The following is a 5,531-nucleotide window of genomic DNA, read 5'->3' as shown; positions in this document are numbered from 1 at the left end:
AAGGGCGAAACGGCTATCTCTCTCAACGCCATCATAGCGGAAGAGGAATTTTGCCCGAACGTCTAAAAGCATTAACCATTATTCATAATTTTACATTGAAACGATTTGACGGTACCACTGCGGCGAATCGATTATTTGGTAAAGAGTTTCCAGATCTTTTTGAATGGATTGTTCATAAAATGGATGATTTACCTTTGCCACGGCAGTATAAAAATACTGTCCCAAATAACTATTTGAAATTACAAACTGTCCCGGCTTAAACCGGTAGCCGAATAAGGTATCCCGGGCCTTGATTGCGCGTAAATTTGGCAAGAAATGGAAAGACCATATAAAAAGTAAATTCAAGAGATATTGTCCATGCTGCGCCGGTGATGAATGTTGAAGATGTCGGAGCCGTGCCGAGATTAGAAAAAAATATGTAGATTACATCTGCAGCTCTGAATTGATCCCGTCCCACTGAAATGGATAAAAAAAATATGAATAGAAATAGAGGGAAAATACGCAAAAATCTATTGTGCATAAACTTCCCGTATTGTATGTTGCCCCCCTTGTAAGAAATTGTCATGAACATAAATCCCGATAGTACAAAAAAAAGAGCTATGCCCGTGTGACCTTCGGTGATTAATCCAAAACCGGCTAATTGCGGATGTGGCTTCCAGTTTCCAAAAAAATCATGAAATATATGAAAGGCAAAGATCATGCTTGCTGCAAGAAACCGCAAATGGTCAAGCCGTGGTATGTATGATATGTTTTTGCTTAGCATTTTGTTTTTTTGTCATTAATTTTTTTTAGGTTTCTTGAGCAATGTTTTTGTATAATTTAAGTTTTGGTTTTTTTTGTTCCATATTTCAATTAATTTACGGTCGCTTTTACCGAGAACGAGAAGATTGTGAAGAAAAAAACTGATGGAGAAAAAGCTTATTCAGTTTGTGTTTACCTCCCGCTTTGATAGGGATCCATAAAAATTAAAAAATAGGTTTAGGAAAAATTTTTATTGGACATTAAGATAACAGCTTTTGAAAGTCAACTTTCTTCTCTTGGGTATCAAGTTTTTTTATGAAAACACAAACCACCTATCGAGATACTTAGATGGTATGTATTTTCTTGCCGGATGAAAATGAAAAAATATTAATTTTAAATTTGCTAACTTCTATCCAAGAATACAAAATACAAAGGTTTTTGACCTATCCAAAACTATGTTTTTATAGAGAGGTTTTTAACCAATTTGAAGTTTGCTCTTTTGGTCGGCTTATTAAGATGATACAAAGAGTTGCATATTCTGTTTGGAGGGCGTAAAGCTATGGGCCTAATAGTTATCACCATACTTTTGCTTCATAGGCTGCAAAAATAAATTAGAAGAAAACCCATTAGAAGAAAACCCATAGAAAATACGTCCAAATTTATTAAAGGTTGATGGGTTGAGGTGCATCTTGTTCCAATGAAAATTAAGTTATCCAAAAATTTTCTTTTAACGCTTGCCGTTGATATTCTGATCCTGACAGTAAGTTATTACATAGGATATTGGGTCCGTTACGATTTTGACCTCCCGGATTGGGCCCGTCAAATGTTCTTTGAGACCTTTGCCTATGTGGTGATGTTTAAGCTGGTCTGTTTGTATCTTTTTGACCTTTATCGGGGGATGTGGCGGTATACCAGCCTGAAAGACATCCTTGATATCGTTAAGGCTTCTGCCATAGCTACACTTTTTATTGTTGTAACTGCACTATTTGTATTCCGGCTTAAACATTTTTCCAGATCCGTGTTTGTTATTGACTGGTGTTTTTCTATGATTGGACTCACGAGCGTTCGGGTTTTCACTCGGTTGTGTTTTGAGAAGTTTTCCGAAGATGTCGGGCCGAAGGCCATCTGTTTTGCTTTCAAGAAAATTTTCAGCAAAAAACTGGGACAAAAAGGCCGTCGAATGATCATTATAGGGGCTGGGGACTGCGGTCAGAGAATCTGTCGTGAATTCAAAGAAAATCCCAACGTGAAATCCCATGTGATAGGTTTCTTGGATGATGACAAGACTAAGATTGGAAGAAAAATCCATGGTGTTTCCGTGCTCAACCGCATTGATAATCTTGAGCACACAATACGGTCAAAATCCGTTGATGAAGTTATTATTGCTGTTCCGAATGCCGGTGCCCTCCGAATGCGTCAGATCGTTTCCCAATGTCGTCAGGCTGGAATCGAATTTAAAACTGTTCCTGATATGGGAGAGTTGATTGATGGTAAAATTACTTTAAATGCAATACGTAATGTCGAATACAGGGATCTTTTGGGACGTCAGCCCGTGAGTCTGGATCAAGAGAGTATAGGGCGTTACCTAGGAAGTAAAATTGTAATGGTCACAGGTGCCGGTGGCTCCATTGGAATAGGCTTGTGCCGACAGATTTGCAGGTACAAACCTGAGCAGTTAATCCTTTTTGAACGTGCCGAAAGTCCTTTATTTGAGATTGATCTGGAACTGAAAAGGAATTTTCCCGATATTGATGTAGTGCCTATTTTGGGAGATATTCAAAACTTAGGGGAAGTGATCAATATTTTTTCTCAATCCAGGCCTGAAATCGTTTTTCATGCAGCCGCTTATAAACATGTTCCTATGCTTGAAGTCCATCCTTGGAAGGCCGTTGAAAATAATATTGTCGGGACTTGTAATCTTATCGAAGCCGCCCGAACTTTTCAATGCGAGCGTTTTGTTTTTGTTTCAACAGATAAGGCTGTCAATCCTACCAACGTCATGGGTGCAAGCAAGCGATTTGGTGAACTATTAATCCAGCGTGAAAATGACAATTCAGATAAAGATACTTGGTTTATGACCGTTAGGTTCGGCAATGTTATCGGCAGTGTAGGAAGCGTTGTGCCTCTTTTTAAAAAGCAGATAAAAGAGGGGGGGCCAGTGACGGTTACTCATCCTGAAATGATTCGTTATTTCATGCTTATCCCTGAAGCTTGTCAGCTAATTCTTCAGGCTGGTGCTATGGGTAGAGGAGGTGAGATTTTTATTCTTGAAATGGGTGAGCAGATAAGTATTGATGCAATGGCAAGGGATTTAATCCGCTTCTCTGGATTTGAACCGGATGTGGATATAAAAATTGAATACACGGGGCTGAGGATTGGAGAGAAACTTTATGAAGAGTTGATTACAGCCCAGGAAAATGTTGTACCTACAACCCATAAAAAAATAATGGTACTCAATAGTAGCCCATTTGACACCAAATCTTTAGATGTAGATCTGATTCGTCTGAAAGAATCAGCTGCCGCAAGGGATCACAGGGCAATTAGGGAGCTGTTGAAGCATAGTATCCCTGAGTATCAACCATTTGATTATCAAAGTGTTGGAGAAAATGTTATTCTATCAGCAGTATGAGCCCTTTATTTTTTTTTCATGGTTGTACAGAGCAAACACCTTAATTTCTCAAAAAAAATGAAAACAATCCTTATTACCGGCGCTTCAGGCTTTGTAGGTTCTGCCCTATTGAAACAATTGAATGATTTAGGCTTTTATCATATTGTCGCTGGTTTGCGGCGGGATTTGCCTGATATGCCTGCTGGAATTGACGGTTGCTATATAGGTGATATAGGAAACGAAAATGATTGGGGAGAAACGCTCTCAAATGTTGATATTGTTATTCATACCGCGGCCCGTAACCATGTAATGAATGAGAAAGTGACTGACTCTTTAGCAGAATTTCGTCAAGTTAATGTTGACGGAACTTTTAACCTGGCAAAACAGGCTGCGTTTGCCGGTGTAAAAAGGTTTATCTTTATCAGTTCACTCAAAGTTAACGGCGAAACAAACCCGTTGAAATCATCACTGACTGAGGCTGATCCCTGTAACCCCAAAGAGCCATATGCTGTCTCAAAATATGAAGCCGAACAGGGGTTGAAGAAAATTGCTGTGGAAACCGGTCTGGAAATTGTCATTGTTCGGCCCCCTTTAATTTATGGTCCAGGTGTTAAGGGGAATTTTTTATCTATGATCCAGTGGGTTTCCAAAGGTATTCCGCTGCCGTTGGGAGCTGTTTTTAACCAGCGAAGTTTTATTGCTATAGATAATTTTGTTGATTTTATAACCCACTGTATTGATCATCCTGCTGCGGCAAACCAAGTTTTTCTGGTTTCTGACGGGCAAGATTTGTCCACCACAGAGCTTTTACGGCGTGTTGGGCAAGAATTGAACAGATCTGCCCGATTGATACCTGTACCCGCCGGTTTGTTGGTATTTTGTTTGTCATTATTGGGAAAGCAGGCTGTTGGTCAACGTTTATTAGGGTCTTTACACATTGACATCAGTAAAGCGCATGATTTATTGAACTGGAATCCACCGATCTGTGTTGATGAGGGGATCAAACGTTGTGTGGCGGATATACAAACGATTGAGGCCCCAGCAGAACATAAAGTTTTACGTTTTTTCGACATTGTATTTTCAGCAGTGGGGCTAATTTTGACTTCCCCGCTTCTTCTGGTCCTGACAATTCTTGGTATATTGGATACGGGGTCACCGATTTTCCGGCAGGAACGAGTCGGTAAAAATAAAAAATATTTCGTATTGGTTAAATTTCGTACTATGCAGCTGGATACCGAATCGGTTGCCAGCCATTTAGCCAATACCTCCTCCATAACAAGGTTTGGGTATTTTTTACGCCGTGCCAAACTGGATGAACTGCCTCAGATGTGGAACGTTTTAAAAGGTGACATGAGTTTGGTTGGTCCTCGCCCCTGTTTGTTTAGTCAGGATGAATTGATTCAGGAACGCAGCGTCCGAAACGTTTTTGATGGCCTACCCGGAATTACGGGGCTTGCCCAGGTGAACGGTATTGATATGTCAACACCGAAACTATTGGCTCAAACAGATCAAAAGATGCTGGAATCCTTGTCGTTAAAAGCTTACTTTCGCTATATTTTTATGACGATTGCAGGTAAAGGAGCCGGTGATCGGGTGAAAAATTGATTCTTTTACAGGCGGGAAAATAAATATGGTGCAAAAATATGTTGAAAAAATTTTATTCAACCGCTGGGTGGCTTTTTTCCATGATCTGTTGTGGGTGCCGGTAGCAATAGTAACAGCATATTGGTTTCGGTTTGATTTTCATGAAATTCCAGGCTACTATCTTGATGGTTTCTGTCATGTCATCTGGCTGGCACTCCCTGTTTATGGCGTGTCTTTTTTTACATTCGGTCTGTACCGTGGTATTTGGCGCTTTGCTTCTATCCCGGATTTATAGTTCCGGTCATATGACTTGATACTTTGGCCCAAATCGTGTAGTATAGTCGCACCCGAAGTTTACCCAGGAGACAGAGTAACTATTCCAGTTGCCTCGATTCTCAATTTTGTTCATCAAGAGCAGCATCGTCCCGCCAAAAGGCATCTTCAATATCACGAGTTTTCCTTATTAACCCAGCGCAGGTCTTGGCGGTAACCTTGCCAAACGCACTTTCAAGCTGCTGAATTAAATTATTCATTGTAAAATCACAATTGCGGCCAATTTCATTTTTCACAATGCCCCAACATGTCTCTATTGGTTGTA

The 5,531-nt window shown here is 40.1% G+C and carries 6 protein-coding genes; 4 read left to right on the top strand and 2 right to left on the bottom strand.

The genetic code is table 11. The features are described 5' to 3' along the window. A partial coding sequence (locus B147_RS30995) for a DUF6399 domain-containing protein (RefSeq protein WP_026259527.1) occupies positions 1-260 on the top strand: 260 nt, incomplete at its 5' end. Here the strand turns inward: B147_RS30995 and B147_RS33420 are convergent. Next, complete coding sequence (locus B147_RS33420; RefSeq protein ID WP_020586241.1) at positions 257-763, bottom strand: acyltransferase family protein; 507 nt, start codon at positions 761-763, stop codon at positions 257-259. The two genes, B147_RS30995 and B147_RS33420, sit on opposite strands and share 4 nt — an antisense overlap. Positions 764-1,438: 675 nt before the next feature. Here B147_RS33420 and B147_RS0105505 point away from each other — a divergent pair. From B147_RS0105505 to B147_RS0105495, 3 genes are read left to right on the top strand one after another with little or no spacing between them, the layout of a single operon-like run. Further along, positions 1,439-3,370 (top strand): polysaccharide biosynthesis protein, encoded by a 1,932-nt coding sequence (locus tag B147_RS0105505; protein ID WP_020586240.1) that lies wholly within the window; start codon positions 1,439-1,441, stop codon positions 3,368-3,370. Between the two features lie 57 nt (positions 3,371-3,427). Then, positions 3,428-4,954 carry a hybrid nucleoside-diphosphate sugar epimerase/sugar transferase gene (locus B147_RS32755; RefSeq protein ID WP_033396962.1) on the top strand — a complete coding sequence of 509 codons (1,527 nt, stop codon included), beginning with the start codon at positions 3,428-3,430 and terminating at the stop codon, positions 4,952-4,954. A 25-nt stretch (positions 4,955-4,979) separates the two neighbouring features. Then, a complete protein-coding gene (locus B147_RS0105495) occupies positions 4,980-5,228 on the top strand; it encodes a hypothetical protein (protein WP_020586238.1) in 249 nt (82 codons plus the stop codon). Between the two features lie 100 nt (positions 5,229-5,328). Here the strand turns inward: B147_RS0105495 and B147_RS27545 are convergent. Beyond that, a partial coding sequence (locus B147_RS27545; RefSeq protein ID WP_033396960.1) for a hypothetical protein occupies positions 5,329-5,531 on the bottom strand: 203 nt, incomplete at its 5' end.

It is taken from the genome of Desulfobacter curvatus DSM 3379 (assembly GCF_000373985.1).
Classification (GTDB): Bacteria; Desulfobacterota; Desulfobacteria; order Desulfobacterales; family Desulfobacteraceae; genus Desulfobacter; species Desulfobacter curvatus.
The sequence above is the reverse complement of the archived record's forward strand: the minus strand, read 5'-3'. Positions and strand labels throughout refer to the sequence as shown.

Bases quoted from the DNA above. Each gene is read 5' to 3' on its own strand.
- B147_RS33420 (WP_020586241.1), bottom strand. From the start codon at position 763: ATGCTAAGCAAAAACATATCATACATACCACGGCTTGACCATTTGCGG.
- B147_RS0105505 (WP_020586240.1), top strand. From the start codon at position 1,439: ATGAAAATTAAGTTATCCAAAAATTTTCTTTTAACGCTTGCCGTTGAT.
- B147_RS32755 (WP_033396962.1), top strand. From the start codon at position 3,428: ATGAAAACAATCCTTATTACCGGCGCTTCAGGCTTTGTAGGTTCTGCC.
- B147_RS0105495 (WP_020586238.1), top strand. From the start codon at position 4,980: ATGGTGCAAAAATATGTTGAAAAAATTTTATTCAACCGCTGGGTGGCT.